The sequence below is a fragment of the Arthrobacter sp. ES3-54 genome (assembly GCF_029504395.1).
Lineage (GTDB): Bacteria > Actinomycetota > Actinomycetes > Actinomycetales > Micrococcaceae > Arthrobacter.
This window is the reverse complement of record NZ_JAQFIF010000005.1, coordinates 250596-276831: the sequence shown is the minus strand read 5'-3', so window position 1 is coordinate 276831 and position 26236 is coordinate 250596. Positions and strand designations below refer to the sequence as shown.

Here is a 26236-nt window from a genome sequence, read left to right as displayed (position 1 = left end):
CACAGCGTACGCGGTGCGCCCGGGGATCACACAGTCCCGCGGCGTGCCATGAAGAGCAACGCCGAGAGGGCCCCCACCAGGGCGCCGACGGTGTTCGCGGCGACGTCAACGACTGAGGGAAAGCGCGCCGGGAGGAAGACAAGCTGGGCCAGCTCAACTAGGACGGAGAGCAGGAACCCGACGGCAACCCCGCCCCACCAGAGCCGCGGTCCGAGTATCCGGGTGACCAGGGCGCCCAGCGGCAAGAACAGGATCACGTTTGTGGTCATCTCCACGGCAGAGTAGTTGAACCATGGAGGGACGCCCCAGCGGTGCAGTTGCCGCAGCGACCGCGTCAGGAAATCAGATGCGCCCTGGTCCACGGGAACGGGCCAGAGGGCAATGAGGCTAAGGCCCAGCAGATAGGCGCCCAGTGCCCACATGGCCGCACGACGGGGTAGCAAGTGGTGTCCCCTTTCAGCGGTCCACTTTTTTGCTGATTCTAGCGCCGGCACCTGACCGGGCAGGAATTCCAGCACACCGGCGGCTACTGCCGCCGGTGTGCTGGATCCTAGCTGACCAGCCCGGCAATGCCGATCGCGGCCGTCGCGGCCCCCAGCAGCATGGAGATGCTGACGAGGACCACGTGAACGGTCAGGAAGCGCGTGGCCTTGCCGTCGGCATCGCGGGCCCGCGGGTCCTTCATGACCCGGCGCAGGAACTGCGGCCAGACCACCAGGGACCAGACGCCGGCAATGATCAGGACGACGGCGAGGAACGCTGGCAACTCCACGACGCTAGTGGCTCTCGAGCCAGGCCTGGGCCTGCTGGGACTGCAGGTTCAGGGCCTTGCCGACCATCGGCTCGGCGGCGTCGGCGATCTTGCCGCCAAGGAACGGCACCGAGGAAGTGACGTTGCCCTCAAGCTCGATCCGGGTGCTGCCGCCGTCGGACACCAGGCGCTGGACAGCGTTCACGTCCAGCGGTGCGCCGGAGACCTTGAGGGAGATCTTGCTCTGCCGGGAGCCGTCGGCGGCGGGAGCCTCCCAGGCCTCGAGCTGGGTCACCTTCAGGCTTTCGCCGACAAATTTCCGGGCGATGTCGGGCATCCGTGTGGTGGGGATGGTCCGCACGGTGGTGGTGCTAAAGGCGCCGGCGGGATCTCCGTCAAGGGCAAAGGATTCCAGGGTGCCGCCAACGAGTTCGCTCGTGTGGCGCAGGAAGTCTTCATTGACGAAAACCGCGGTAACGCGGTCGACGCTGTGCGGAACAGTGGTGGATGCACTCAGGGCCATAGGGGGTCCTCCGGGATGTGGAAGTGGACGTTTCGGGCTCCAACATCCTACGGTGTGTGCCCGGCAGGCTCCGATTCGAGATTTTCCAGATCCCTGGCGGCCGCGGTGATGTTCCGCGACATGGCGGGAAATATGACGCTGTGGAACGGCAGGACGGCCAGCCAATAAAGGCGGCCGCTGAGGCCCTTGGGGAAGAAAATGGCGCGCTGGTGGTAGCGGCTGCCCGTCCCCTCCGGCTCCACGGAAAGTTCGAGCCAGGCCCGGCCCGGAGCCCGCATTTCGGCCCGCAGCCGCAGCAGCCGGCCGCGGTCGATCTGCTCGACACGCCACCAGTCCACCGCTTCGCCCTCCGCGAGCAGATGCGGGTGCCGGCGGCCGCGCAGCAGCCCTGCCCCGCCGGTCAGCTTATCCAGCCAGCCGCGCACCTGCCAGGCCAGCGGCAGGGAGTACCAGCCGTTCCGGCCGCCGATTCCTTCGATGATGGTCCATACGTGCTTCGGGTCCACGTCGCTGGGGAAGCTGCGCTCGTCCACGAACACTGTGTGGCCGGACCAGTCCGGGTCGCTCGGCAGCGGATCGGCGTCGACCCCGGCGCTTGCCCACGTGGTTTCCACCTGGCCGTCGCGTTCCTTTCCCAGGGCGAGGGCCACGGCCCGCCGGTATGAGGTCAGGCCGCCCTCGGGCACACGGATGTAGGCATCGATGTCGTGCTCCCGGGAAACGGCGTCGTGCTGCAGCGATTCCACGAGCGGCAGTGACATGGAGAGCGGAATCGGCGTTACAAGCGCCACCCACAGACCGGCCAGCTTGGGAGCCGGCACGGGCAGGGCTAGGACCCAGCGGCGGGGGAGTCCGGCCTCTGCGGCGTATTCCTGCATCATTCCGGCGTAGCTGAGCACCTGGCGGCAGCCGATATCAAACGTCCGGTTGATGTCATCTTCCAGCGAGGCCGCCGCCACGAGGTAGTACAGGACGTCGCGGACGGCGATCGCCTCGATCTTGTTGCGCACCCAGCTTGGGGCCGGCATGAGCGGGAGCGTCTCGGACAGGTGCCTGATCATTTCGAACGACGCCGAGCCTGAGCCGATGACGACGCCGGCCTGGAACACCACTGCGTCCACCGGGCTGTCCAGGAAGACTTTCCCCACCGCCTCGCGGGAGCGCATGTGCGTGGAAAGTTCGGCCCCGGCCGGGTGCAGGCCGCCGAGGTAGACAATCCGGTCCACTCCGGCTGCGGCCGCGGCGTGGGCAGCCGTCCCGGCCATCGCCTTTTCCTTGTCCTCAAATCCGGCTCCGGCCGCCATGGAATGGACCAGGTAGTACAGGACGTCGACGCCGTCGAGCGCCTCCCGCAGGGCCTCGCCGTCGTCGAGGCTGCTGTGCACCACCTCGACGTCGTCCAGCCACGGCACGCCGGCGATCTTGGCCGGGGTCCGGACCACGACTTTGACCCGGTGCCCGGCTTCCAGGAGCCGGGGGACCAGCCGCCCGCCGATGTAGCCGGTGGCCCCGGTGACAAGCACGGTTTTCCGGGAGGCGGCCTTCGCGGAAGCTGCCTGCGGGGTTGGAGCAGGCGTTCGAGCGGGTTCAGGGGTAGCGGTTGTGCCGTTCATGGTGACTCCTTGTCAGCCAGCAGTTGGCGGGTGGCCTACCAAGCCATTCGGTGCCCAGGCCACTTCGGATGGGCCCCCGCTCCTCTTGCCAGCCTAGCCCCGCCGGTCCAGCCCCGTCGGCCCGGCCGTGGCCTCCGCGGTAGGCTTGGAGGACCCGGGATTCTCACGAATTTCGGCTATTCGTGTTGCCTGCACCCCGTGATCACATCAGGAGCAACAGCTATGAGCCTCAACGGCCCCTCTCTCACCGGTCTGCGCCGTGTCCTCGCCGAAGACCGGAATTACGCGCGGGTCCAGGCCGAGGCCGCCCGCGGGTTCGCCGCCCGCAGCGAGGACTACCAGATCAGCGCCCCGGCCGGAATGCGGTCCACGCTGCTCGCCGAAATGGCGGACGGACTGACGGCGTACGCGGCGAACGGGGCCGGCTCCGCCGAAACCGGCTCTGCCGGCGCCGTCCGTCCGGTGCCCGTGGTCCTCGCCGTCACCGCGACCGGCCGTGAGGCCGAGGACCTGACCGAGGCCCTGCGCGCCTTCCTGCCGGCCGATGCCGTGGCCGAATTCCCCAGCTGGGAAACCCTGCCGCATGAACGGCTCTCCCCGCGCTCGGACACCGTGGGCCGGCGGCTGTCCGTGCTGCGGCGGCTCACGCACCCCGAGTCGTCCACTGCCGGTGCGCTGCGCGTCGTGGTGGCCCCCGTGCGCGCCGTCGTCCAGCCGATCGTCGCCGGCCTGGGCGAACTGGTGCCCGTGACCCTGAAGCTCGGCCAGGAGGCCCCCTTCAGCAGCGTCGTCAAGAGCCTCGCCGACGCCGCCTACGCCCGGGTGGACATGGTGACGCGCCGCGGCGAGTTCGCCGTCCGCGGCGGCATGCTGGACGTCTTCCCGCCCACCGAGGACCACCCCATCCGGGTCGAGTTCTTTGGCGACGAGGTGGACCAGATGCGCTGGTTCGCCGTCGCCGACCAGCGCTCGCTGACCGGGCCCGGCCTGCACCATCCCACCGAACTCCACGCCCCGCCGTGCCGCGAAATCCTGATCACGCCCTCCGTCATGTCCCGCGCGGCTACCCTGAAGTCCCAGCTCCCGGCCGCCGCGGACATGCTGGAGAAGATCGCCGGCGGCATCGCCGTGGAGGGCATGGAATCGCTGGCCCCCGTCCTGGTGGACGCCATGGTGCCGTTCCTGGACCAGCTTCCGGCGGGTTCCATCTCGGTGGTGATCGAGCCGGAGAAGGTCCGCACCCGGGCCCACGACCTCGCCGCCACCAACGAGGAATTCCTCGAGGCCGCCTGGTCCACGGCGTCCGACGGGGGCACGGCACCGCTCGATCTCAGTTCCGCGGCGTCCGAGGCGCTGCATTCGGCCAGCTTCCGTTCGCTGACCGAAACCCGCACCGCCGCCCTGGAGCACGGCGTCTCCTGGTGGTCCATCACCTCGCTGGCCAGCGACGAAGAGCTGCTGCCCGACGTCGACGTGCTGAACCTGCATGCCCGGGAACCCCGCGGCTACCAGGGCGACGTGGCGGAAATGATGGACTTCATCGGCTCCCGCGTCCGGGACCAGTGGCGGATCGTCGTGGTCACCGAGGGCCCCGGCCCGGCGCAGCGCCTCGCCGAACTCTTCCACGACAACGACATTCCCTGCGCGCGGGTGGACACCCTTGAAGCGGATCCGCAGGCCGGGCTGATCGAGGTGACCACCGCCGCCGTCGGCCGCGGTTTTGTCCTGGATCCGCTCAAGCTGGCGCTGCTGACCGAGGCGGACCTGCTGGGGCGTACCTCCGCCGGTTCCACCAAGGACATGCGCCGGATGCCGTCCAAGCGGCGGAACGCCGTGGATCCGCTCCAGCTCGTGGCCGGGGACTCCGTGGTGCACGAACAGCACGGCATCGGCCGGTTCGTGGAGCTGATCCAGCGCCGCGTGGCCGGTGGCGGCGACGGGGTGCGCGAATACCTGGTCCTGGAATATGCCCCGTCCAAGCGCGGAGCGCCGGGCGACCGGCTCTTTGTGCCCACCGACCAGCTGGACCAGGTCACCCGGTACGTCGGCGGCGACACCCCGGCGCTGAGCAAGATGGGCGGCGCGGACTGGGCCAGCACCAAGTCCAAGGCCCGCAGGGCGGTCAAGGAGATCGCCGGCGAGCTGATCCGGCTGTACTCGGCCCGGATGGCCTCCCGCGGCTACGCCTTCGGCCCGGACACCCCGTGGCAGCGGGAACTGGAGGAGGCCTTCCCGTATGTGGAGACCCCGGACCAGCTGACCACCATCAACGAGGTCAAGGCCGACATGGAGCGCGAGATCCCGATGGACCGGCTGATCTCCGGCGACGTCGGCTACGGCAAGACCGAGATCGCGGTCCGGGCCGCGTTCAAGGCCGTCCAGGACGGCAAGCAGGTGGCCGTGCTGGTGCCCACGACCCTGCTCGCCCAGCAGCACTACGAGACCTTCACCGAACGGTTTTCCGGTTTCCCGCTCGTCGTCAAGCCGCTGTCCCGCTTCCAGAGCGGCAAGGAAGCCAAGGAAACCGCCGACGGCGTCAAGAGCGGCTCCGTGGACGTCGTGATCGGCACGCACCGCCTGCTGTCCAAGGACTTCGGCTTCAAGGACCTCGGCCTGGTGATCGTGGACGAGGAGCAGCGCTTCGGCGTCGAACACAAGGAGGCGCTCAAGAAGATGCGCACCAACGTGGACGTCCTGGCCATGAGCGCCACCCCGATTCCGCGGACCCTGGAAATGTCCCTGACCGGCATCCGCGAGACCTCCACCCTGGCCACCCCACCGGAGGAACGGCACCCCGTCCTGACCTACGTGGGCCCCTACACGGACAAGCAGTCCTCCGCCGCGATCCGCCGCGAGCTCATGCGCGAAGGCCAGGTGTTCTTCGTCCACAACCGGGTGTCCACGATCGACCGCACCGCGGCGAAAATCCGCGAACTGGTCCCGGAGGCCCGGGTGGAGGTGGCGCACGGGCAGATGTCCGAGAGCCGGCTGGAACAGATCATCGTGGACTTCTGGGAAAAGCGCTTCGACGTCCTCGTCTGCACCACCATCATCGAGACCGGCCTGGACATCTCCAACGCCAACACCCTGATCGTGGACGGCGCGGACAAGTACGGCCTGTCCCAGCTGCACCAGCTGCGTGGACGGGTGGGCCGCGGCCGGGAACGCGCCTACGCCTACTTCCTCTACCCCTCGGAAAAGCCGCTCGGCGAGGTGGCGCTGGAACGGCTCAAGGCCGTCGCGACGCACAACGAGCTCGGCGCCGGCATGCAGCTGGCCATGAAGGACCTGGAGATCCGCGGCGCCGGCAACCTGCTCGGCGGCGAGCAGTCCGGCCACATCCAGGGCGTCGGGTTCGACCTCTACATCCGGCTGGTCGGCGAGGCCGTGGCCGAATACCGGGGCGAGGCCGAGGAGAAGGCCGCCGAAATGAAGATCGAGCTGCCGGTCAACGCGCACCTGCCGCACGACTACGTGCCGGGCGAGCGGCTGCGCCTGGAGGCCTACCGCAAGCTCGCCAGCGCCATCACCTACGAGGCGATCGACGAGGTCCTCGCGGAGCTCGTGGACCGCTATGGCGAACTGCCGCTGCCCGCCACAAACCTGATCGACGTCGCCCGGTTCCGGGTGGGCGCCCGCGAGGCCGGACTGTCCGACGTCGCGCTGCAGGGCAACTTCATCAAGTTCTCCCCGGCGCAGCTGCCCGAGTCCAAGCTCATGCGCCTGACCCGGATGTACCCCGGTGCGCAGGCGAAGCCGGCCCTGGACGCCGTGCTCGTCCCGAAGCCCAAGACCGCCCGGATCGGCGGCCGGGACCTGCAGGACGCCGAGATCCTCGAGTGGGCCAACGGCGTCATCCGCAACATCTTCGCTGATGCCGCTGTATCTGCGACACCGGCGGTGAAATAAGCGAATGATGGGAGGACATCACGCCGCGTCGGGAGCGGCGGCGTGGGTAGCCATTGCCTCGACCGGCCCGTATGCGCTGGGCTGGTACCCCCTGGATCCCACGGGAATCGTGATCGGCGCCATGGCGACGGCGGGGACCGCGCTGGTCTGCGACTGGGACCACCGCGCCAGCACAGTGGCGCACGCGCTGCCGCCGCTGTCCAACCTGGTGGCGCGGGGCATTGAGAACGTCAGCGGGGGCCACCGGCAGGGCACACATTCGGTGTTGGGCGCGGCGTTCTTCGTGCTGCTGGCCACGATCGCCGGGCAGTGGCAGGTGCAGACCCAGTGGGGGCTGCTGTCCGTCGGGGCCGGCCTGCTGTGCATGTTCATGATCAACATCGCGGTGAAGGCACTGAAGCTCTTTCCGAAATACGGCTGGATCAGCAACTGGATCTTCGGGCTGCTCATGGCAGGAGTGGTGACGTGGTTTGCGCCGCACCAGTGGACCTGGCTGCCGGTCTCGATGCTCACCGGCGTGCTGGTGCACATTGTGGGGGACATGATCACCACCGGGGGAGTGCCGCTGCTCTGGCCACTGGTGATCAAGCCGCCGAAGGTCCTGCGGAAACTGCCGCTGCTCAAGAACATCTGGAAAGCCAACGGGGCGTTCTCCATCCCGCTGCTGGGCCGGGCGGGCTCACGGCGGGAATGGTTCGTCCTCATCCCGGTGAGCGGCTACGCGATGGTGGGGATGTTCGGCGCCGGCCTGGCCGTGGCCAAAGCGCACTTCCCGGCAGCCCTGGCACTGGGCACCGGGCTGGTCAAGGGCCTGTTCGCACTGGTGCCCGGCTAGGCTGCGCTCCCCAGATGACTGAGGGTCCTTAAATGACTGAAGCTCCGGAGTATCCGGAGCTTCAGTCATTTAAGAAAGGGAGAGCCTAGTTTTCGCCGGCCGAATCCGAGCGGCCCAGCAGCGTCTGCGGGATCCAGAACGAGAGGGCGAAGAGGACCAGGCAGACGGCCATCGGCCAGACGTTGTCCAGCGTCAGGAAGGCCAGCGAGTAGATCGCGCCGAGGAACAGGACCATCATCGGCACGAACAGGGCGATGCTGGATCCGAGGCTGTTCTCGACGCGCCGGGACGGGGTGGTATTGCTGGACATTCGTTCCTCCTCGGCCCCGGGGGGCTCTCAAAACTGTGGGCGCTGCCGGCGTGGATCAGTACGCGGATGAACCCTGTTCACCCTTAACGATCGCGATGCCGGAGCTGGCGCCAATACGTGTTGCACCTGCAGCAATCATAGCCTGAGCGTCGGCCAGGGAACGCACGCCGCCTGAGGCCTTGACGCCAAGGTCCGGACCGACGGTGCGGCGCATGAGTGCGACGTCCTCTGCCGTGGCCCCGCCGCCGTTGAAGCCGGTGGAGGTCTTCACGAAGTCCGCCCCGGCCTCCACCGCGGCCTCGCACGCGAGCACTTTCTGGTCATCGCTCAGCAGGGCCGTTTCGATGATGACCTTCAGGATGGCTCCGCCCTCGTGCACGGCGTCGGCGACGGCGGCGATGTCATCCACCAGCGCCCCTTTGTCATTGGCGCGGGCGGCGGCGATGTTGATGACCATGTCCACCTCTTCGGCACCGTCCAGGACCGCGCCGCGGGCCTCGAAGGCCTTGACGTCGCTCGGCGTGGCGCCCAGCGGGAACCCGACCACGGAGCACGTCAGGACGCCGGAGCCCTTGAGCGCGGTCTTGACGGTCTTGACCCAGACCGGGTTCACGCAGACCGACTTGAAATGGTATTCGGCCGCCTCGGCGCACACCTTGAGGATCTCCGCCTCGCTGGCCTCCGGCTTGAGTAGCGTGTGGTCGATGTAGGAGGCGATGTTGGGCGTGCCCGCGGTAGCGGCGTCGTGGCTCATGGTGGTCCCTTTCGTGGCGGGCCTGGGACGCGGCGGTCCCTCCCCGGGCCTTGTGGGCCTGCGGGCCCTGGCGGCGCCGCATGGTGCGCGGCTTATCAGGGAACCATCTTGCCATAGGAACATGCCCGGTGGATGCCCCGGCCGGGCCGCCCCCGCACGCTCAGGCCGCGGCCGCCAGGGGCCGGGCCATCGTGGCTTGAAGCAGCTGGGAAGCACACACTGACGCGGCCGAACCGGAGGCCACGAGCAGTCCCAGCCGGACGCCGTCGTAGGCTGCAGCGTCACCGATCGCCCAGATGCCCGGCACGGAAGTGCGGAAGTCCTGGCTGATGACAATCCCGCCACGCGGCGCGGTGGTGAGCCCGGCCGTGGCGGCCAGTTCGTCGCGGGCGATGCGCTCCTCGGCCAGGATCACGAGGTCGCCGTTCATGCTGGAGCCGTCCTGGAAGACGATGCCGGACGCCGGCAGGACGGACCCGGCGACGGTGGGAACGACGGCGGCAGGGCGGACGGTGGTGCGGACGGGGCGGACGCCCCGCGCCCGGAGCACGGCCTCGGCCTGGCCGGCGGCGGAGCCCGTGCCGACCAGGATGCCCAGCGGCCGCCGGCCGAGGACCCGGGTGACGTCCTTGACGGCCTCGCCCAGCCGGGCGGCGTCGTCGATCGTGGAATAACTCAGGCACCGCGCGGCCCCTTCCACCGGCGCCTCGGCGGGGGCCGAGCCGGTGGCGATGACGAGCTCGTCGTAGTCGAATTCCATGCCGTCGGCGGTGGTCACGCGGCGGTTTTCCGCGTCGATGTAGCTGGCCGGCTGGCCAAAGCGGACGGACACCTGGGGCAGGACGGCGAGTTCCAGCAGTTCCTCGGGGGCGTCGTCCCGGTTGCTGAGGACCGTGATGGCGCCGGCAAACGGGGTCCGGGTGAGCTGCCGGACGAGGGCCTGGGCGGCCGGGCCGGCGCCGGCGATGACGATTCTGGGCCGGGCGGCCGTTGTGGCTGTCGTCGGAGAGGCGGTGCCGGGAGCGGCTGCCGTCGAGGCGGACGTGCCGGAGGTGGGAGACAATGCCGGAGCGGACATGTGCAGGCCCTTTCGCTGGGTGGCCATCGTGTGGCCGGTGTGCTTGATGAACCCCAGCGTAGGCGTCCGATTTTTCCGGGGTGTTTCCCGGGTGTTGCCGCTTTTGCCCTGCCTGTTCGCCAGTATTTACCGGCCGGTAATGTCGTGCGTCACACCTGGGCGGGCTGCCTTTCTGCCGCCTCCGTTACACCCGGATCCGGTAGCCGCGCTTCACCACGGTTTCCACCAGACGGGTGTCCGGCAGCGCGGACCGCAGCCGGCTGACGGTCATGTCGAGGGCATGCACCGAACCGCGCAGTTCCAGGAGGTCCGAGAGCGCTTCGCGGGACAGCACGGCCCCGCCGGCGCCGATGAGCGCGCGCAGCAGCAACAGGGGTGCCGGTGCCATGTCGACCGCTTCGCCGTTGATCCGCAGCGAGCGGCCGCGCAGCTCAATGCTGCCGGAAGCGGTATCGAGCCGGCGGACGTGGTTGAGCGCCAGGTGCTCGCAGACCAGCCGGATCAGGGCGCCCATCCGGAAGCGTTCCGGGATCAGCGGTTGCAGCCCGGCGTCCAGCAGCGGCTGCGCGGTGATGGGCCCGACGACGGCGGTCGCCACCGTGGTTTTCAGGCTCTCCACGAGTTGTTTGTAGACGCCCATCTCGTGCGCCGTGCTCCACATGGCGTCCACGGCGGGGGCGCTCGTGAAGGTCAGGACATCCAGGTTGCCGCTGCACGCGGCCTCAATGAGCTTGGGCAGCCGGTCGGCGCCGTCGGGCTTGACCCAGCGGTACGGGGTGACGGTCAGGACGGTGGCGCCGGACATGCGCAGGCGCTCAAGCTGGCGGACATCGGTGTAGCCGTGCAGCTGCACCGCGACTGTCTTGCCCCGCACACCTTCGGCAAGGAGCATGTCCACGAGCGTGGCGGTGGTTTCGTCGCTGCTGATTCCGACGTCGGCAAGCCCGGCCGCACGCACGGCGCCGCGGGCCTTGGGCCCGCGGACGAACATCCGGGTAGCGGAGAGGGTCTCGAGCAGCTGGTCTCCGATGCCAAACGTGTCCGCGGCCTCGCACCAGCGGCGCATGCCGTAGGCGGTGGTGGCGATGCAAAGGTCGGGCCGGGCGGCGATGATCGCCCGGGTGTCCTCGATCAGGCTCTCGTCCTCCCGGACCGGGGCGATCTTCAGAGCCGGGGCGTGAAGCACCTCGGCACCGCGGCGCTCGAGGGCCTCGATGAGGTCCTGCGAGCGGCGGTGCGAGGTGACACCGATCCGGAAACCGTCCAAAGGAAGGTCCCGTTCGGTCGCGTCGTCTGCGGCTTCCGGCGCGGGTGCGCCGGACGTTGAGGGGATCAACGGTGTTAAGGGTGCGCCGGGCTCCGGGAAGGTTGCGGCGACGGCATTCAATGCGCTCATGGGAATCCTTACGCCTCCATCAGTGATGCGGCCAGTCGGTCGAGCTCTGCAGTGGCCTCGGCACAGCCCCGGTTGGCCTCGGCCACCCGGACAACCTCCCCGATCACCAGGACGGCGGGGTTGCTGCAGCCGGCGGCTGCGGAGGTGATGGTGCCCAGCTCGGCGATCGTGGTGCGCTGGCCGGGGCGGTAGCCGCGTTCGACGACCGCCATCGGCATATCGGCCCGCATCCCTGCCCGGCGGAGTCCGGCCGCGAGGTGGTGCAGGGTGCCGATCCCCATCAGGACCACAATGGTTCCGCCGAGGCCGGAAAGGTGCGTCAATTCGTTCTCGGTCAGCGGCGCATGGCCTGAAACAACCGTGAACATGTGGCTGACTTCGCGGTGCGTGACGGGAATGCCGGCGGCGGCCGGAACCGAGATGGCGCTGGTAACTCCGGAGATGACGCGGACCGGAACCCCGGCCGCGACGCAGGACGCGACTTCCTCGCCGCCGCGGCCGAACACATAGGGGTCCCCGCCCTTGAGGCGGACCACATTGTTGCCGGCCAGCGCGCTTTCCACCATGAGCTTTTCGATGTCGGCCTGGCCGACCTTGTGGTGGCCGGGCTTCTTGCCCACATCCACGAGCTCGGCCGAGGTCAGGGACGGCAGTTCCTGGTACGGGGCGAGCCGGTCATAGAAGACGACGTCGGCATCCCGCAGCGCCGCCACGGCGGCGACGGTGAGGAGTTCGGCGGTCCCGGGGCCGCCGCCGACTAGCGTGACGTGTCCCACCGGGCCGGCCGCTGGCTCGGCCGCCACCGGAATGCCGGCGGCATGGCACCGGCCCAGGAGGGCCTCCCAGCCGGGCTGGCCGTCGTCGACTGCCGCCACCAGGAACGGACGCTCGGGCAGCGGGCCGTCAACACTGTCGCCCTGCGGGGAGCTGAGGCGGAACACGATGGCGCCAGCCGCTTCATAGCGCCGCACGGCCTGCCGCGCGGCGTGGTCCGCGCCCGTGACCAGGACTTCGCGTCCGGTGAGGTCAATGGTGAGCTGCATGGCTATACCTCGTTCTCGTCAGGCAGTCCCGGGGTGGTGGCACGGACCGGAATGGAAGCGCCGATCAGGACCTTCGCCTTTTCTTCTGCCGTGGCGGGGCGCATCTGGCCGCGCTCGTCGGAGACGAAGGTGATGGAATCGTCCTTCTGGTCCGGGGCGTTGACGAAGGAGCGGAAGCGGCGGAGGCGCTCGGGATCCTTCAGGGTGTCGGCCCATTCGTCGACGTAGGTGTCAACGTGCTTGGCCATGGCGGCCTCAAGGTCCTCGGCGATGCCCAGGGTGTCGCGCACCACCACATCCTCGACGTGCTTGATGCCGCCGTCGAGCTCTTCCTGCCAGCGCGCGGTGCGCTGCAGGCGGTCGGCGGTGCGGATGTAGTACATGAAGTAGCGGTCGATGTACTTGATCAGGGTTTCGTCGTCGAGATCCTTGGCCAGCAGCTGGGCGTGCGCCGGGGTGGCCCCGCCGTTGCCGCCGACATAGAGGTTCCAGCCGTCCGCTGTGGCGATGACGCCGACATCCTTGCCCCGGGCCTCCGCACATTCGCGGGCGCAGCCGGAGACACCCATCTTCAGCTTGTGCGGGCTCCGGAGGCCGCGGTAGCGCAGCTCAAGCGCGATGGCCATGGCAACCGAGTCCTGGACCCCGAAGCGGCACCACGTTGAGCCGACGCAGGACTTCACCGTGCGCAGGCTCTTGCCGTAGGCCTGGCCGGATTCGAAGCCGGCATCCACGAGGAGCTTCCAGATTTCCGGCAGCTGCTCCAGCCGGGCGCCGAACATGTCGATCCGCTGGCCGCCGGTGATCTTCGTGTAGAGGCCATACTGCTCGGCGACCGCGGCGATCACGCCGAGTTTCTTCGGGGTGATCTCGCCGCCGGCGATCCGCGGAACCACCGAGTAGGTGCCGTCCTTCTGCATGTTGGCCAGGGCGCGGTCGTTGGTGTCCTGCAGGGTGCCGCGGCCCGCGTCCAGGACGTAGGCGCTGTTCTGGCTGGCCAGGATGTTGGCGATGGTCGGCTTGCAGATATCGCAGCCGGCCCCGGTGCCGTACTTGGCCATGATCTCCTCGAAGGAGGTCAGTTCCAGGACCCGGACGGCGTCGAAGAGTTCCTGGCGGGAGAGCTCGATGTGTTCGCAGAGTGCCTTGGAGACCTCGACGCCGGACTTTGTCAGCTCGGTCTCGAGCAGCTTTTTGAGCATCGGCACGCAGGAACCACAGCTGGTTCCGGCGCGGGTGCAGCCCTTCAGCTCGCCGAGTTCCTGGACCGGCGCGTTGCCGTCGCAGGCGCCGCAGCCGTTGACGGTGTCGCGGATGGTTCCCGCAGAGACGTTGTTGCAGGAACACAGGATGGCGTCGTCCGGCAGTTCGGTCTCCGGGGCGTCGCCGCCGCCGGCCGCGGTGAGGTAGGCGCCGGGCTCGGCCGCCAGTTCGCGGCCCAGCATGGGGCGCAGGGACGTGTAGGGCGAGGCGTCGCCGACGAAGATGCCGCCGAGCAAGGTCTTGGCATCGTCCGTGGTGACGATCTTCTGGTACACGCCGCGGGCGGGATCGGCGTAGACGATTTCGAGCGCGTGTTCCGTGCGGGCGAAGGCGTCGCCGAAGCTGGCGACGTCGACGCCGGAGAGCTTGAGCTTGGTGGCCGTGTCGAAGCCGGGGAAGGTTGCGTCGCCGCCGTGCAGCCGGTCCGCGACGATTTCGGCCATCGTGTTGGCCGGGGCCACGAGGCCCAGGCACATGCCGCCGAAGTTGGCGACCTCGCCGATTGCCCAGATGCCGGGAACCTCAGTGGAGCAGTCGTCGGAGATGACGACGCCGCCGCGCTGGCCCAGCTGGAACTGCTGCTCTGCACCCTCCGCGGCCCGGAACAGCTCATCGCGGGGCCGCACACCGATCGCAACGATCACGATGTCGGCGTCGATGATCCGGCCGTCGGCCATGAGGACGCCGGTGACCCGGCCGTCGTCGGAGAGGACCTCGGAGGGGAACACCCCGCCGTGGACGGTGAAGCCCTTGGCCTCGATGAGCCGGCCGAGCGACTGTCCGGCGCCCTCGTCCAGCTGGGTGTTCATGAGCCACGGCGAGCCGTTGATGACGATCGGGGTGGCGCCGAGCTGTTCGGTGCCGGCCGCTGATTCCAGGCCCAGCAGACCGCCGCCGATGGTGACCGCGTTGACCTTGCGGCCAAGCTTCCCGGTGAGGTCCGCGATCGCCTTGTTGATGGCCCAGACGTCTTCGAGGGTGCGGTACACGTGGGTGAGTTCGGAGCCGGGGATGGGCAGACGGGCCGCGTCCGAGCCCGTCGCGACCACGAGCTCGTCATACGGATAGACGGTTCCCGCCGCGGTCATGACCGTCTTGCCGGCGGCGTCGATGCTGATGACGCGCTCGCCGGTCTTCAGATTCAGGGCCGTGTGGTCCCACATGGAAGCGCTGCCCAGGGTGAGGTCGACGTCGCTGTCGGTGAGTGCCTTGCTCAGCGCGACGCGGTCGTACGGGAGGTGGGCTTCTTCGGTGAGGACTGTAACGTGCCAGCCATCGAGTCCGCGGGCGTGCATCGCATCGGCGAAACGGTGCGCTGCGGGGCCGCCGCCGGCCACCACAATACGGCGCGGGGCGGCGCTGGTTGCGCCCTGGTTCGGGTGGCTTGAGGGGTGTCCGGTCACGGTGGGCCTTTCGCATGGGCCGCAGACGGTGCTCTGCAGCTTGTCGTCCCAGACTAGGCAAAAGGAATTTCGCTTCAGTTTCCCTTATGTTTCGTGATCTTAACTTCTGCATCACGAACGCATTTCGGGCCGTGTGAGCTCTCTTTTACGCGCCGGACACATCCGGCGCGTCCGGATGAAACACCGCGGGCCTAGCTTGAATATGTGGCCGCAGCAGCGGTTGAGCCCGTAAGGGATGTATCAGAGAGGGGCCGGGATGACCGCCGTACTTGAAACCGCAATACTCGAGTTTGAGGATCAGGCCGCTAGGCAGGTTGGCTCCACAGCCGGCTGGTACCGGGCGTGCGCCGTGGCGGACCTGGAACCCGCGTGGGGCGAGGCAGCACTGATTGCGGGCCGCCAGGTGGCCCTGTTCCGGACCGTGAACGGTGAGGTTTTCGCCGTCGCCAACGAGGACCCGGCCACCGGCGCGAACGTCATGGCCCGCGGCATCACCGGGTCCCGCGGGGATCGCCCGACCATCGCCTCGCCGCTGCACAAAGAGGTCTACGACCTCGAAACCGGACATTGCCTCGGTAGCGCGGAACTCCGGCTCGCCACCTTCGGTACCCGCATTGTGGGCGGGTACATTGAGGTAGAGCTCTAGAGGGAAGTAGGACTCTAGAGGCCCAGGGCCTCGCGGACGTCCGCCAGAACACTGTCCAGCGCGGCGCGGGCCTCGTCCCGGGCTGCCGGAAGTTCGGCGGCCGAACCGACGCTACGGATGACTTCCAGGTAGCACTTGAGCTTCGGTTCCGTGCCGCTGGGACGGATGATGACGCGGCTGAGGTCTCTCGTCAGGTACAGCAGGCCCTCAGTCGGCGGGAGTTCCTCGGTGCCCACGGCCAGGTCCGTGACGGCCTCGACGCCGGAGCCGCCGAACGATTCCGGCGGGCTGACCCGCAGCCGGTTCATCATCGCGTCCAGCAGGCCGAGGTCCGCCACCCGGATGCTGAGCTGGTCGCTCGCGTGCAACCCGTGCACCAGGTAGAGCTCGTCCAGGGTGTCGAAGATAGTCTTGCCCTCGGCCTTTGCAGCGGCCGCGAGTTCGGCGATCAACACCGCCGCCGAAATGCCGTCCTTGTCGCGCACCAGCGACGGGGCGACGCAATAGCCCAGCGCCTCCTCGTAGCCGTAGACCAGCCCCGGCACGCGGGCAATCCACTTGAAACCGGTCAGGGTTTCCTCGTGGGCGTAACCTGCCGCGGCCGCGATGCGCGCCAGCAAGCGGGAAGACACAATCGAGTTGGCGAACACGCCGCCCGGCGCCTCGCCGCCGGCGGCCTGACGCGCCACGATGTGGGCACCGAGCAGGGCGCCCACCTCATCGCCGCGCAGCATGCGCCACGCGCCGGTGGCCGGGTCCTTCGCCGCCACGGCTGCCCGGTCGGCGTCGGGATCGTTGGCGATCACGATGTCGGCGTCCTCGCGCGTCGCCGCCTCGAGGGCCAGATCCAGCGCCCCGGGCTCTTCCGGGTTGGGGAAGTTCACAGTGGGGAAGTCCGGATCCGGCTGCGCCTGTTCCGTGACGAGCGTGACGTCGGTGAAACCGGCGGCGTTCAGCACAGCCACAGCCGTTTCCCCGCCCACGCCGTGCATCGGGGTCAGGACGATCTTCAGCCCCCGGGCCGGGAAGTGCTGCGGAACCGCCAGGGCCGCGACGGCGCCCTGGTATTCGGTGGCGATCGAGGGCTCCAGCACGGTCCACCCGTCCGCGGCCAGAACGATGGAGTCCAGGGCACCGACGCCAGCGATCTTCGCCGCTATCAGGGCATCGTAAGGTTCCACGATCTGGGCGCCGCGGCCGCTTTCCTCAACCGCGTGACGGCCGAGGTACACCTTGTACCCGTTGTCCTGCGGCGGGTTGTGGCTGGCGGTGACCATCACGCCGCCGTCGCAGTCCAGCGCCCGCACCGCGTACGCGAGCAGCGGGGTGGGCAGCGCGGCCGGCATCAAAAAGGTCTCAACACCCGCCGCGGTGAGGATCGCGGCGGTTTCTTCGGCGAAAATATCGGAGTTGTAGCGCGCGTCGTAGCCGACGACGGCGCGCGGCCGGGTGCCGGGGGAGGCCTGCTGGACGGCGTTGGTGAGGAACGCGGTGAAGCCGGCGGCGGCGCGGCGGACCACCACGCGGTTCATCCGGTTCGGTCCCGGGCCGAGGGCCGCCCGCAGTCCGGCGGTGCCGAACTGGAGGGTGCCGCTGAAGCTGTCGGCCAACTCCTGGCGGGCCGCGGCGACGCCTCCATCGGTGAGGCGGATCAGCTCGGCCAGGGTGGCGGCGGTGGCGGGGTCCGGGTCCTGGTTTGCCCAGTCGCGGGCATCGCTCAGGAGTCGGGCGAGGTCGGCATCAGAAGACGTCATAGGAACCAAACTATCGCCAATCGCGAGCGATACCTGCCCAGATAATCGAGAGTTAGGGTTTCGGTTCCATCTCAAAGCTTCCAGCGGGACCTTGACACCCAAATTTCCGGACACGTAGCGTCTGGAATATGAAGATGGGCCGTGGCGTGGAATGGGCCGTGCACAGTTGCGTCAACATGGCATGGACACCACCAGGGGAGCCGGTGAACAGCGCCCGGCTGGCCGAGTTCTACAAACTCCCGGCCGCCTACCTCAACAAGCAGTTTCAGTCGCTGGTCCGGGCCGGCGTGCTGGAGTCTGTCTCCGGGCCCCGGGGCGGATTTCTCTTGGCGCGCAGGCCGGAAAACATCACGGTGCTGGACATCGTGCTGGCGCTGGAGGGCCAGGACGCGGCCTTCCGGTGTGAGGCGATCCTCGGGAATGTCCCGGAGCCGGACCGGCAGGAGAACTTCGCGCGGACGTGCCTTATTTCCCAGACCATGCGTCAGGCCGAACTCGCGTGGCGCCAGGCGCTGGCGCGCCAGAGCATCGCCGGGATCGCGGACTCGATCGAGCGGCGGTTCCCGTCGGACAAGGCAAAGATCCTGGACTACCTGGCCGTGGAATGACCGCAGCGGGGTAGTCCAGGATCTGTGTCAGAGCCGGATGAGGGCCCGGATCAGAGCTTGGCGATGATCTCTGCGAGCAGCTTGGAAATCCGCGGTCCGGCGGCCTGGCCGGCCTCAAGGACCTCGCCGTGGCTGAGCGGCACCGGGCTGATCCCGGCGGCGAGGTTGGTCACCAGCGAGATGCCGAAGACCTCCATGCCGGCGTGGCGCCCGGCGATGGCCTCCAGGGCCGTGGACATGCCCACCAGATCGGCGCCGATCCGCTTGGCGTACTGCACCTCGGCGGGCGTCTCGTAGTGCGGGCCGGTGAATTGGGCGTAGACGCCCTCGTCCAGGGACGGGTCCACTTCGCGGGCCAGGCCGCGGATCCGAGAGGAGTACAGGTCCGTCAGGTCCACGAACGTGGCGCCTTCCAGCGGTGAGGTGGCGGTGAGGTTGATGTGGTCGCTGATCAGCACCGGGGTGCCGGGCGTCCAGTTCTCGTTGAGCCCGCCGCAGCCGTTGGTCAGCACGAGGGTCTTGCAGCCGGCGGCCGCGGCGGTGCGCACGCCGTGAACCACAGAGCGGACGCCCTTCCCCTCGTAGTAGTGGGTGCGTGCGCCCAGGACGAGGGCCCGCTTTCCCTCTTTGGTCAGCACCGAGCGGATGGTGCCCACGTGGCCCACCACGGACGGTGCGGAGAAGCCGGGGATTTCGGCGGCGGACAAGGTGGCGGTGGTCTCGCCGATCAGCTCGGCGGCGTCGCCCCAGCCCGATCCGAGGACCAGCGCGACGTCATGGGAATCGACGCCCGTCTCTTCGGCGATGTAGGCGGCGGCGTCGCGGGCGGCGTCGAAGGGGTCTGCATTCAGGAATTCTGTATAGCTCACTGGTACAAGTTATCGTGCGCCGGGCCTGCTGCCCAGCATGCACCGCTGGACCAGCGTGCGGCCCGGATTCTTGGTGGCTCCGGTTCGGATGGTGGACAATGGTTGATTGTGACTACGCATCCTGACTTCAGCTCACCCCGCATCGCAATTCTCGGTGGAGGGCCTGGCGGCTACGAAGCCGCCATGGTCGCCGCCTCGCTGGGGGCGCAGGTCACCATCATCGAGCGTGCGGGACTCGGCGGCTCCGCGGTGCTGACCGACGTCGTCCCCTCCAAAACCCTGATCGCGACGGCCGACCTGATGACCCGCATGGCTGAGGCGGGGGAGCTGGGCGTCAAGTTCGACGTCGACGGCGGCGACTTTGCCCCGGCGATGCGCGCGGACCTTAAGCACATCAATGACCGCCTGCTCCGCCTGGCGCGGAAGCAGTCCGAGGACATCCAGGCCGGGCTGGAACACCAGAACGTCCGCATCGTGATCGGCTCCGGCAAGCTGCTGGACAACCACACAATCGAGGTCCTGACCGCCGACGGCACCGAGACGGTGGAGGCCGACACCATCCTGCTGGCGGTCGGCGCCCACCCGCGCGAGCTGCCCACCGCGCGTCCGGACGGCGAACGCATCCTGAACTGGGCCCAGATCTACAACATGGACGAACTCCCCGAAGAGCTGATCGTGGTGGGTTCCGGTGTCACGGGCGCAGAATTTGCCTCGGCCTACAACGGCCTGGGCTCCAAAGTCACCCTGATTTCCAGCCGCGACCGCGTGCTGCCGGGCTCGGACACCGACGCCGCCGAGGTCCTCGAGGGCGTGTTCGAACGCCGTGGACTCAAGGTCCTCTCCCGGGCCCGCGCCGAGACCGTGGAGCGCACGGATGACGGCGTCGTGGTCACCCTCGGCGACGGTTCCAAGGTGACCGGCAGCCACTGCCTCGTCTGCGTCGGCTCCATCCCGAACACCGCCGGAATCGGCCTGGAGGAAGCCGGCGTCGCGCTCACCGAGAGCGGCCACATCAAGGTCGACGGCGTCTCGCGCACCACGGCGCCGAACATCTACGCTGCCGGCGACTGCACCGGCGTCCTTGCCCTGGCCTCCGTGGCGGCGATGCAGGGCCGGATCGCCGTGGCCCACTTCCTGGGCGACGCCGTCATGCCGATCAAGCTGCACCAGGTGGCATCCAACATCTTCACCTCGCCCGAGATCGCCTCCGTGGGCGTGTCCGAGGCCGAGATCGACTCCGGCAAATACCAGGGCGACATCATCAAGCTGTCCCTGCGCAGCAACGCCCGCGCCAAGATGCGCAACCACCGCGACGGGTTCATCAAGATCTTCGCCCGCAAGGGCTCGGGCACCGTCATCGGCGGGGTGGTGGTGGGCCCGAACGCCTCCGAGCTCATCTTCGCGATCTCGATCGCCGTGACGCAGAAACTGCATGTCGACGACATTGCCAGCACCTTCACCGTGTACCCGTCGCTGAGCGGCTCCATCTCCGAAGCGGCCCGGCGGCTCCACGTCCACATGTGACAGTTCACATGTAGCAAAACCGGAGGCCGGAGCCATGCAGAGTCCCCGCTCGCTTGTTGAGCCGATGCAACAGAACTGTGCGGTGCCCTCCGGCCCGGAGGAACGCTTTGCCGGGTACGCCGTCATGGGCGTTCCGTTCAGCTCCGGCTACGTCCTGGCCTTTCGGCATTTTCCGGCATCTTCCGTCGGCCCGGGCTACATCTCGGTCTGGATTCGCGACCCTGCCGGCGTCTGGACGATTCACAGCACCACCGAGCCCGGGACCTCCTGCCCCCGCTACTTCGGCAGCGCCCTTGGCTCGGCGTCGACGGGCGGGATCTCCATCCGGTGGCGTGACGGCTATTCCTTCAGCGTCGAGGTCGGAGACGGCGTGGACCTGAGCTGGGATTTGACGCTGGCGGCGACGCCGGTCACCCGGCTCATGTCCGCGGTGTCCGGCGCCGTTCCGGAGCGGCTGTGGCGCAGCCGGACGTTCCTGCGCGCCATGGGGGCTGTCGCCGGCCCGGTGCTGGGGGCGGGGCACCTCGGGTTGACGGGCGCCGTGCCCAACGGCCAAATTTATTTGGCGCGCCCACGGCGGATGTGGTTTGTCCGCGATAGCAAGGCGCATCTGCAGGGTCACAGCCTGGGACAGACGTCGGCACTGCCCGTCCAGGACCGGCTCGGGGAATTCTGGGTCCCCCAGCGCGGCATCTTCATGATCGGCTCGGTCTTGTTCGAGCCCTTCGACCCCGCCACGCACGCCGCCGCGGGGCAGTGATCAGACGTCGGGCTCAGGTGCCCTGAAGCTCATACCGGGAGCGGCCATCGTGCGGGCAGATCAGGGCGAATGACCGTCGGACATTCGCCCTGATCTGCCCGTGTCAGCGACTATGCCACGGCCGCGCAGATATCTGTCCTCGTCCCGGAGGTGCTGAGAAGCGTGAAGACGCCGCTGGGTGAGATCGTGTAGACGATGCGGCCCTGATACTGGACTGCTGAGGGCCCCGCGCCGAGGGGAAGGTCATTGGGGAACAGGACGAGTCCGTTCGTCCCCGTTGCTGTGATTGTTTGGGTGCCATCGGCGGCCACTGCTACCTTCTGAACCGAGCCGGTCGGCCGGAGATTCAGGGATTTCACCCGGTTCCCGTTTGCATCGAGTCGGGTGTAGGTGAGCGTGTAGCCCCGACCTGCTGTGATCACGCGGGCGACCGCGCCGGTCTTGTCCTTGAAGGTTTTGATAGTCGCATTGGAATTGGTCGCTTCAATAAGCAGCGGGAAGACACATCCCAGTCCGGCATCCACAACAGTTCCGGGCGGGAAGTCCGGGGGGTTGCCGCCCTTCTCGGGAGGTGCGGCGATGGCTGCGGGCGATGCGGCGAGCAGCGCGGCGGCAAGCAGGGCAGTTGGGATAAATCGGCGAACGGTGAGACGTTTCATGGTTCTCCAGGGATCGGCGGCCAGCTCTGGCCGCGGATGGCTAAGGCCAAGATGAGCGGCTGATGCGCTCTTACGGATTGCGCTACGGCGGGCTTCACCGCGGGGTCAACAGTTACCATCGGGTCCTTGGGGATTTCTTGGGCCGCGCCGCTGGGGGAGGCCCGCGGGACCTTCGGCCGTACCGCATCCCAGTCGGCCGAGGCACTATGGCACATGGCCAAAATCTATATCGCCTACGGAACCGTTGAAGGACAAACAGCAAAAATCGCCGACTACATCGCCGAGGTAGTCCGGGCGCACGCGCACCAGGCAGAGACGGCGGACCTCAAACATTCCGGCGGTACCCTTCCGGGCGGCTACGACGGCGTGATCGTGGCGGCCTCGGTGCACGTGGGGAAGCACGAGGGGTACGTCGCGGACTTCGTCAAGAAGAACCGCGCTGAGCTCGAGCGTCTGCCTTCCGCCCTGGTGTCCGTCAGCATGGCCGCCCACGGAGACCAGGAACACGCCGAGGGCTACGTGCAGAAGTTCGAGGAGGACACGGAGTGGCGGCCCACCCACGTCGGGTTGTTCGCCGGCGCGCTGCTCTACACCCATTACGGCTTCATCAAGAGGCACATGATGAAGAAGATCGCCAAGGATAAAGGCTCCCCGGACACAGACACCACCCGTGACTATGTCTACACCGAGTGGGACGGCGTCCAGCGGTTCACCGAAGACTATCTGGCGTGGATGGCCAAGCCAGGCAGTCAGAAATAGGGCCCAGAAGCAGGCTCAAGGCTCAGGAGTAGGCGTAGGGCGGAACCGTGTCGCCGGGGGCGAAGGGTTTGAACCACTGCTCGAAGTCCAGTTTTGCGGCGTCGTCCTCGAGAACGTCCAGGTTGTCGGAGTACAGCGCTTCACTGTCGGCATCTTCCAGCAGGACTTCCTCGACGTCGGCCCGCCAGTCCTCCGGAAGGTCCAGTTCGTAGATGTCCTCCGTGATTTCCGCCTGGTCGAGCAGGCAGCGGACGGCCAGTTCCGCTGCAAGGCAGCCGGGGGCGGTCCAGCCCCGGACCAGGGACGCGGTGACGTCGGCCGCGACGACGACGAACTTCTGGGTGAACTTCGCGTCGTAGCTGGCCGCGAACTGAGGCGGCAGCGAGGACAGGACCGAGGTGCCGGCGATGTCGACCGGCGTGGGAACGTCAAGCGTGCTGAGCGTTCCGAGATCGCGGAACAACTGGTCGATGAGGATGCTGGACGAGTTCCACAGGAGCCCGGCCAGCAGGCGGGTCTGGCGCACGGCAATGTGACGGTCCTGCGGTGAGACGGCGGCCATTTCGGCCAGGTCCTCGGGATCAAACTGGAGCCGTTGCTCGGCCGTCATGTCGTCCGGGTGCGGATCGAGCCCGAGCAGTTCCAGGCTCAGTCCGGTGAGTTTCCCGGCGTCGGCCAGCAGTTCTTCGGTGATGTCGTCGTCGTCGGCGTCCATGCCCCCGATGCTACCCGCCGTTTGTTTCCGGCCCGATTCGCGTTACGCGGCCGGGTAACCGGACGTTTTCAGGCGGCAGTTGCCTGATGCTTCCCGGATGCCGTGCTGCCGTGGGCCATCCGGTCGGAGAGGAGGTAGCCGACCCCCGCGATCAGGGGGACCACGCTTGCAGCGACGATCGATCCGACCGGGCCGGACCTTGCGATGACGGTGATCACGAGCGGCAGCACGCCTAGGGCTACGAGCAGCCAGCCGGCCAGCGCGGTTCGCTTCAGGCCGAGTATGGCGGCCGGGAAGGCAAGCGCGACGACGCTGACGGCGATGATGGGTCCGTTCTCGCTGACGAAGCTGCGCAGGGCCTCAGGGTCGAAGGCCAGCCAGACGCAGGCGGCGATGAAGGCGGAAGACAGGGCGAGCAGCAGGGGAGCGGTTGCCGGCGGCCAGAACCACGCCGAGACCGCTAGGATGAGCATCGGCACCACCCAAGCCAGGGTAATCAGCATCGCGGCAGTTCCGCCGGGGTTCTGCAGTGAGTCGCCGACAATGACGATTCCCGCGAGGACCGTGAACACCGCCATGATGGCTGCCCCGGTGCGCAGCAGCACCGTGGCCCGCTGCTGCGGATCCTTGTCGCGCGTCATAACCACGACGACGGCGAACATAACGATCGCGCCGAGCGCCAAAATGATCGGGACGTTCATGGGATGCCTCCTGCTGACGAACGGAGCCTACGTTCATTGCATCCCCGCCCCAGCGGCCGTGCCAAGGGGAGAAAGGCCCGCTTCCCGTTGGACTGGGTTGACGGGTGGTCTGTGGCGCCGTCCGACGAAGGTTCCTTTTCGGCCGTCAGGGCACGTCCGGAGCCGGGCTTCTGGGCTTTCTGATGCTCGGCCGTCAGAGTCTCCGGTGGTGATGCGGAGAGGACGCTTGTTGCTTTGCGCCGAGGGCGCCTCTAGCGCGCAGCTGTGCCTGCAATCTTGCGCAGGAGGCCGGCAAGGTGCTGAATGCCCGGGCTTTCGGCCATGGTCCTGCGGTGCACCATCCCCACGTGACGAGCCGGCACGGGATTGACCACCGGTACAGCGACCACATCCGCGGGCAGTGCGGGCCTGCCGAGACGAGGCACGAGCGCCACCACGGCCCCTTGCTCCACCAGCGCGATGTGGGTTGCGAAGTCCGGATCGTAGACCTGGATATCCGGGACACGGCCCAAGTCGGCAAAAATCCGCAATAGAGCCTCGTTGCAGATGGCGCCGTGCGGGGTGCTGATCCAGCGCTCATCAACCATATCGGCAGCTTCCACCTCCGCCCTTCCTGCCAGGGGATGGTTGCGGTGAACCAGAAGATCCGCGATGTCATCGCAAAGCCACTCGAGCATCACGTGCTCTGGAATCACAAGCGGGACGGAGTTCCAGTCGTGGACGATGCCGAGGTCGGCTTCCCCGCCGGCTACACGTGCCACCGCTTCACGTGGGTCCTCAGCCAGCACGGTGACGTCCAGATCAGTTCCGGAGGAAGCGAGCATGCCCAGCATCGGCCCCACCAGCCCCCGGCACGCGGTGGAGAAGGACACCACCTTCAAGCGGCCATAGGGTTTGGCGGGATCGGCCAGGAGCGTGGACTGGAGTTCTTCCAGTTCGGCGAGAATGCGGCGCCCATAAGCGGCCAAGGCAAGTCCGCGTTCAGTCAGCAGCACCCCTCGGCCATGCCGCTCCAGGACCGAAAAGCCGGTCTGCTTTTCCAGCTTCTTGATCTGCTGCGATACCGCCGACGGGCTGAAGCCCATCACCTCTGATGCTGCAATGACGGAACCATGGTGCTCGATCGCTGCCAGCGCACGGAGCGCTCCGATGTCTATCATGAAGCAAACGTACATGCTATGCGGTATGAATCAACGCTGGTGCTTCATTCTCCTTTCTGTCAGGGTGAGGAGCGTGAACCTTCGCCATTCCTTGCTTGCTACCCTCGTCGCTGTCTTGTGGGGCCTAAACTTCGTGGCCATCGACTTGGGCCTCCACATCAACGGACGCGACGTTCCGCCGTTGCTGTTCGTGGCGATGAGGTTTGTCCTGGTGGTCTTCCCCTGGATTTTCTTTGTGCGCAAGCCCGATGTCAGCTGGGCAGCAATTATCGGCGTCGGACTCTTTATGAGCGCCGGCCAGTTCGGGCTGCTGTACCTGGCCATGGCGCTGGGCATGCCGGCTGGTCTGGCCTCCCTGGTACTACAGGCGCAGGTTCTGCTTACGGTTCTGTTGGCCGGCGTGTTCCTTGGCGAGCGGCCCAGCGGGCGTCAGTTGGCCGGCGTCGTACTTGGCGTCGCCGGCCTGGCGGTAGTAGCGGTGGGCCGCAGTGCCGTTGCCCCGCTACTTCCGTTCCTCATTGTGCTCGCCGCGGCGCTTTCTTGGGCCGTGGGCAACGTAGTTGCACGCAAAGCCAAGGCGGCGTCGGGGCTGGGGCTGGTGGTCTGGTCGGGTGCGGTGGTCCCGCTCCCGCTCGCCGGACTTTCACTGATCATCGATGGTCCCGGTGCCATCACCGCAACGATCGGAGACCTCCAGCCCGCCACTGTCCTGAGCGCGCTATACACTGCGGTTTTCGCTTCGCTGGTGGGCTACGGGATCTGGAACCGGCTGCTCGCGAAATACTCGCCGTCGGCCGTGGTCCCTTTCACGCTGCTGGTGCCGGTCGTGGGGATGAGTGCCGCGTGGCTGGCCCTGCGGGAGGTGCCCTCGGCCACGGAAGTGGCTGGCGGACTGCTCCTGCTGGGAGGAGTGGCGACGGCGGTGCTCACCAGAAGCGGTGGGCGGATTCAACGACAGGGCCCCGCATTGCCGCCAGTTTTGGGCCCCGCTTCGGCCAGTGGCTTGCGGGTCGCAGACGCCGACGAACCAAACCTTCAGCGACTGCAGGGATCAGCCAGTGGAAAACCGTCCGAGAACTGACATAACGCGCGACTCGTTTCCTATGCGTTGGCCTTGGCCTTGGCCACCCTAACCTTCCTACCTATCGACTCCGAGCCGTGGGTATGGGTAAAGCTCGCAGTTCTTGCCGTGGGCACCATCGT

The 26236-nt window shown here is 67.7% G+C and carries 24 protein-coding genes; 8 read left to right on the top strand and 16 right to left on the bottom strand.

Annotated features, from left to right (window positions below; all coding sequences use genetic code 11):
- Positions 1-26 precede the first annotated feature (26 nt).
- The 4 genes from M2428_RS11970 to M2428_RS11955 form a co-directional block, all read right to left on the bottom strand.
- Positions 27-443, bottom strand: a complete 417-nt coding sequence (locus tag M2428_RS11970) for a VanZ family protein (RefSeq protein ID WP_277526175.1) — start codon at positions 441-443, stop codon at positions 27-29.
- A 107-nt stretch (positions 444-550) separates the two neighbouring features.
- Positions 551-772, bottom strand: coding sequence for a hypothetical protein (locus M2428_RS11965; RefSeq protein ID WP_277526174.1), 222 nt, complete (start codon positions 770-772; stop codon positions 551-553).
- 4 nt (positions 773-776) lie between these two features.
- Entirely contained in the window at positions 777-1274 is a 498-nt protein-coding gene (locus tag M2428_RS11960) for a DUF2505 domain-containing protein (RefSeq protein WP_120953656.1), read from the bottom strand.
- 47 nt (positions 1275-1321) lie between these two features.
- Positions 1322-2887: an SDR family oxidoreductase gene (locus M2428_RS11955; protein ID WP_277526173.1), complete on the bottom strand. Its 1566-nt coding sequence runs from the start codon at positions 2885-2887 to the stop codon at positions 1322-1324.
- A gap of 222 nt (positions 2888-3109) precedes the next feature.
- On the opposite strand from M2428_RS11955, the gene mfd reads away from it, so the two are divergent.
- Entirely contained in the window at positions 3110-6796 is a 3687-nt protein-coding gene (gene mfd / locus M2428_RS11950; protein WP_277526172.1) for a transcription-repair coupling factor, read from the top strand.
- 4 nt (positions 6797-6800) lie between these two features.
- Entirely contained in the window at positions 6801-7631 is an 831-nt protein-coding gene (locus M2428_RS11945) for a metal-dependent hydrolase (RefSeq protein ID WP_277526170.1), read from the top strand.
- Positions 7632-7716: 85 nt separating this feature from the next.
- Here the strand turns inward: M2428_RS11945 and M2428_RS11940 are convergent, their stop codons facing one another.
- The 6 genes from M2428_RS11940 to nirB all read right to left on the bottom strand — a co-directional run bounded on the left by M2428_RS11940 (position 7717) and on the right by nirB (position 14878).
- Positions 7717-7941 (bottom strand): hypothetical protein, encoded by a 225-nt coding sequence (locus M2428_RS11940; protein WP_277526168.1) that lies wholly within the window; start codon positions 7939-7941, stop codon positions 7717-7719.
- A 55-nt stretch (positions 7942-7996) separates the two neighbouring features.
- Positions 7997-8695 (bottom strand): deoxyribose-phosphate aldolase, encoded by a 699-nt coding sequence (gene deoC, locus M2428_RS11935; RefSeq protein ID WP_277526167.1) that lies wholly within the window; start codon positions 8693-8695, stop codon positions 7997-7999.
- 160 nt (positions 8696-8855) lie between these two features.
- On the bottom strand, positions 8856-9773 hold the full coding sequence (locus tag M2428_RS11930) for an FAD-dependent oxidoreductase (protein ID WP_277526235.1): 918 nt from the start codon (positions 9771-9773) through the stop codon (positions 8856-8858).
- Positions 9774-9957: 184 nt separating this feature from the next.
- The gene (locus M2428_RS11925; RefSeq protein ID WP_277526166.1) at positions 9958-11169 is read right to left on the bottom strand and encodes a uroporphyrinogen-III synthase; all 1212 of its coding nucleotides are present in this window, start codon (positions 11167-11169) and stop codon (positions 9958-9960) included.
- Between the two features lie 8 nt (positions 11170-11177).
- Complete coding sequence (gene cobA / locus M2428_RS11920; protein ID WP_277526165.1) at positions 11178-12212, bottom strand: uroporphyrinogen-III C-methyltransferase; 1035 nt, start codon at positions 12210-12212, stop codon at positions 11178-11180.
- A gap of 2 nt (positions 12213-12214) precedes the next feature.
- A complete protein-coding gene (nirB, locus tag M2428_RS11915) occupies positions 12215-14878 on the bottom strand; it encodes a nitrite reductase large subunit NirB (RefSeq protein ID WP_277526164.1) in 2664 nt (887 codons plus the stop codon).
- 256 nt (positions 14879-15134) lie between these two features.
- Here nirB and nirD point away from each other — a divergent pair, with 256 nt between their 5' ends.
- Positions 15135-15524, top strand: coding sequence for a nitrite reductase small subunit NirD (gene nirD, locus M2428_RS11910; RefSeq protein WP_277526163.1), 390 nt, complete (start codon positions 15135-15137; stop codon positions 15522-15524).
- Between the two features lie 14 nt (positions 15525-15538).
- Here the strand turns inward: nirD and M2428_RS11905 are convergent, their stop codons facing one another.
- Positions 15539-17278 carry a phospho-sugar mutase gene (locus M2428_RS11905; protein ID WP_277526162.1) on the bottom strand — a complete coding sequence of 580 codons (1740 nt, stop codon included), beginning with the start codon at positions 17276-17278 and terminating at the stop codon, positions 15539-15541.
- Between the two features lie 128 nt (positions 17279-17406).
- Here M2428_RS11905 and M2428_RS11900 point away from each other — a divergent pair, with 128 nt between their 5' ends.
- Positions 17407-17886, top strand: coding sequence for an Rrf2 family transcriptional regulator (locus M2428_RS11900; protein WP_277526161.1), 480 nt, complete (start codon positions 17407-17409; stop codon positions 17884-17886).
- A gap of 50 nt (positions 17887-17936) precedes the next feature.
- Here M2428_RS11900 and M2428_RS11895 read toward each other — a convergent pair whose 3' ends face one another.
- A complete protein-coding gene (locus M2428_RS11895; RefSeq protein ID WP_090576752.1) occupies positions 17937-18755 on the bottom strand; it encodes a purine-nucleoside phosphorylase in 819 nt (272 codons plus the stop codon).
- A gap of 108 nt (positions 18756-18863) precedes the next feature.
- Between M2428_RS11895 and M2428_RS11890 the strand changes: the two genes are divergently transcribed.
- On the top strand, positions 18864-20279 hold the full coding sequence (locus M2428_RS11890; RefSeq protein ID WP_277526160.1) for an NAD(P)H-quinone dehydrogenase: 1416 nt from the start codon (positions 18864-18866) through the stop codon (positions 20277-20279).
- 34 nt (positions 20280-20313) lie between these two features.
- Positions 20314-21039 carry a hypothetical protein gene (locus M2428_RS11885; protein WP_277526159.1) on the top strand — a complete coding sequence of 242 codons (726 nt, stop codon included), beginning with the start codon at positions 20314-20316 and terminating at the stop codon, positions 21037-21039.
- A gap of 110 nt (positions 21040-21149) precedes the next feature.
- Here M2428_RS11885 and M2428_RS11880 read toward each other — a convergent pair whose 3' ends face one another.
- Entirely contained in the window at positions 21150-21698 is a 549-nt protein-coding gene (locus M2428_RS11880; RefSeq protein ID WP_277526158.1) for a hypothetical protein, read from the bottom strand.
- Positions 21699-21824: 126 nt separating this feature from the next.
- Between M2428_RS11880 and M2428_RS11875 the strand changes: the two genes are divergently transcribed.
- Positions 21825-22457 (top strand): flavodoxin domain-containing protein, encoded by a 633-nt coding sequence (locus tag M2428_RS11875; RefSeq protein ID WP_346780744.1) that lies wholly within the window; start codon positions 21825-21827, stop codon positions 22455-22457.
- A 22-nt stretch (positions 22458-22479) separates the two neighbouring features.
- On the opposite strand, the gene M2428_RS11870 is transcribed toward M2428_RS11875, so the two are convergent.
- From M2428_RS11870 to M2428_RS11860, 3 genes are all read right to left on the bottom strand, one after another.
- The gene (locus M2428_RS11870; protein WP_277526157.1) at positions 22480-23172 is read right to left on the bottom strand and encodes a hypothetical protein; all 693 of its coding nucleotides are present in this window, start codon (positions 23170-23172) and stop codon (positions 22480-22482) included.
- 68 nt (positions 23173-23240) lie between these two features.
- Positions 23241-23873 (bottom strand): hypothetical protein, encoded by a 633-nt coding sequence (locus tag M2428_RS11865; RefSeq protein WP_277526156.1) that lies wholly within the window; start codon positions 23871-23873, stop codon positions 23241-23243.
- A gap of 251 nt (positions 23874-24124) precedes the next feature.
- Positions 24125-25033 (bottom strand): LysR family transcriptional regulator, encoded by a 909-nt coding sequence (locus tag M2428_RS11860; RefSeq protein WP_277526155.1) that lies wholly within the window; start codon positions 25031-25033, stop codon positions 24125-24127.
- Between the two features lie 73 nt (positions 25034-25106).
- On the opposite strand from M2428_RS11860, the gene M2428_RS11855 reads away from it, so the two are divergent.
- Positions 25107-26114 (top strand): EamA family transporter, encoded by a 1008-nt coding sequence (locus M2428_RS11855; RefSeq protein WP_277526154.1) that lies wholly within the window; start codon positions 25107-25109, stop codon positions 26112-26114.
- The last annotated feature ends 122 nt before the right edge of the window (positions 26115-26236 follow it).

Bases quoted from the DNA above. Each gene is read 5' to 3' on its own strand.
- M2428_RS11960 (WP_120953656.1), bottom strand. From the start codon at position 1,274: ATGGCCCTGAGTGCATCCACCACTGTTCCGCACAGCGTCGACCGCGTT.
- M2428_RS11955 (WP_277526173.1), bottom strand. From the start codon at position 2,887: ATGAACGGCACAACCGCTACCCCTGAACCCGCTCGAACGCCTGCTCCA.
- mfd (WP_277526172.1), top strand. From the start codon at position 3,110: ATGAGCCTCAACGGCCCCTCTCTCACCGGTCTGCGCCGTGTCCTCGCC.
- M2428_RS11945 (WP_277526170.1), top strand. From the start codon at position 6,801: ATGATGGGAGGACATCACGCCGCGTCGGGAGCGGCGGCGTGGGTAGCC.
- M2428_RS11940 (WP_277526168.1), bottom strand. From the start codon at position 7,941: ATGTCCAGCAATACCACCCCGTCCCGGCGCGTCGAGAACAGCCTCGGA.
- deoC (WP_277526167.1), bottom strand. From the start codon at position 8,695: ATGAGCCACGACGCCGCTACCGCGGGCACGCCCAACATCGCCTCCTAC.
- M2428_RS11930 (WP_277526235.1), bottom strand. From the start codon at position 9,773: ATGTCCGCTCCGGCATTGTCTCCCACCTCCGGCACGTCCGCCTCGACG.
- M2428_RS11925 (WP_277526166.1), bottom strand. From the start codon at position 11,169: ATGAGCGCATTGAATGCCGTCGCCGCAACCTTCCCGGAGCCCGGCGCA.
- cobA (WP_277526165.1), bottom strand. From the start codon at position 12,212: ATGCAGCTCACCATTGACCTCACCGGACGCGAAGTCCTGGTCACGGGC.
- nirD (WP_277526163.1), top strand. From the start codon at position 15,135: ATGACCGCCGTACTTGAAACCGCAATACTCGAGTTTGAGGATCAGGCC.
- M2428_RS11905 (WP_277526162.1), bottom strand. From the start codon at position 17,278: ATGACGTCTTCTGATGCCGACCTCGCCCGACTCCTGAGCGATGCCCGC.
- M2428_RS11900 (WP_277526161.1), top strand. From the start codon at position 17,407: ATGAAGATGGGCCGTGGCGTGGAATGGGCCGTGCACAGTTGCGTCAAC.
- M2428_RS11885 (WP_277526159.1), top strand. From the start codon at position 20,314: ATGCAGAGTCCCCGCTCGCTTGTTGAGCCGATGCAACAGAACTGTGCG.
- M2428_RS11880 (WP_277526158.1), bottom strand. From the start codon at position 21,698: ATGAAACGTCTCACCGTTCGCCGATTTATCCCAACTGCCCTGCTTGCC.
- M2428_RS11870 (WP_277526157.1), bottom strand. From the start codon at position 23,172: ATGGACGCCGACGACGACGACATCACCGAAGAACTGCTGGCCGACGCC.
- M2428_RS11865 (WP_277526156.1), bottom strand. From the start codon at position 23,873: ATGAACGTCCCGATCATTTTGGCGCTCGGCGCGATCGTTATGTTCGCC.
- M2428_RS11860 (WP_277526155.1), bottom strand. From the start codon at position 25,033: ATGATAGACATCGGAGCGCTCCGTGCGCTGGCAGCGATCGAGCACCAT.